Here is a 1,220-nt window from a genome sequence, read left to right on the forward strand (position 1 = left end):
CCATCCGGATCAACATACCTCAGCGGATTGTTATTGGCATAGGTATAGCGCCCAAAGCTATGGATCGGGTTGGAAGCCTTCCAATCCACCGGGTCCATCGCCATGAACCGCCCCAGCACCGGGTCATACCACCGCGCGCCGTAGTAGTACAGCCCGACTTTGTTTTCATAGGGTTTGCCGGTGAACCATTGGGTGTTCTTGTCTGTGGCCGCGACGATCCCTGCTCCATACGGGTGATAAGGGGTGTGCCAGAGCAGGAGGCCATTCTGGTCGGTCGCCGCCAGGGGGCTGCCCAGGGGGTCGCTGTGGTACCAGGTGGTGGTGGCGCCTTCGATATCGGCCAGTTTGGTGCGGCCGTGGTAAATGAAGTCTTTGACCGCGCCGGTGGTGAGGTTGATCTCTTGATACAGCAGGCCGTCGGCGCCGGTGAATTCGAGGCGGTTGATGCCGTTGCCCTGGCTGAGCACGCGGGTGCCGGCACTGTCGTAGCGGTATTCGATCTGGCTACTAACTCCTTTGTTGGCCCATCTGAGGTTGCCGGCGGCGTCGTATTGGTAGAGCAGGCCGTCGCCGCGGCTGGTGACGTTGCCGCTGCTGTCGTAGCTGAGTTGGTAGTTTCTGCCGCCGCTGACGGTTTTGAGTTGTTGGGTGGTGTCGTAGCCGTAGTCGATCGACCAGTTGCCGAAGGCCTGGCGGGTGAGGTTGCCGTTGCCATCGTAGTGGAGGGTGCCGTTGCCCCAGCCGTTGCCGGCGGGGGCGGTGGCGACGGTGAGGCGATCCAGGCCGTCGTAGCCGAAGCTGCGGTTGTAGCTGGCATCGATGCCGTCGGTGATGCTGAGGACGTTGCCGCTGCCGTCGTAGGTCCACACGCTGTCGAGCACCGGTTGGCTGGCGGCGACGGCCTGGTTGTAGGCGGCCAGCGCGGTGTGATATTGCGCCAGCTGTTGGTTGTAGGTCGCCTGGGCGGTGTTGTATTGCGCCAGGCGTTGGTTGTAGTCCGCCAGGGCGGTCTGGTATTGCTGTTGCTGGGTGGCCCAGGCGGCATGCTGCGCGCGGTAGCTGTTCCAGCCGTTGGCCTGGCTTTGCCATGGCGGCAGGCAGGCGTTCAGTTTGGGGCGCCATTGGTTGACGGCGCTGTTATAGGCGTCTTGGGGCCGGGTGCTGCCGCTGTACTGGTAGAGGCGTGGTTCGGGATACTGGACGCGGCAGCCAGCTTCGCC

At 63.1% G+C, this 1,220-nt stretch carries 1 protein-coding gene; it reads right to left on the reverse strand.

Translation table 11 applies throughout. From position 1 onward, the window contains the following. Positions 1-1,220: RHS repeat-associated core domain-containing protein (locus FAZ21_RS20030; RefSeq protein WP_136775192.1), on the reverse strand; the 1,220-nt coding region annotated here is incomplete at both ends.

Source organism: Chitiniphilus eburneus (assembly GCF_005048205.1).
Lineage (GTDB): Bacteria > Pseudomonadota > Gammaproteobacteria > Burkholderiales > Chitinibacteraceae > Chitiniphilus > Chitiniphilus eburneus.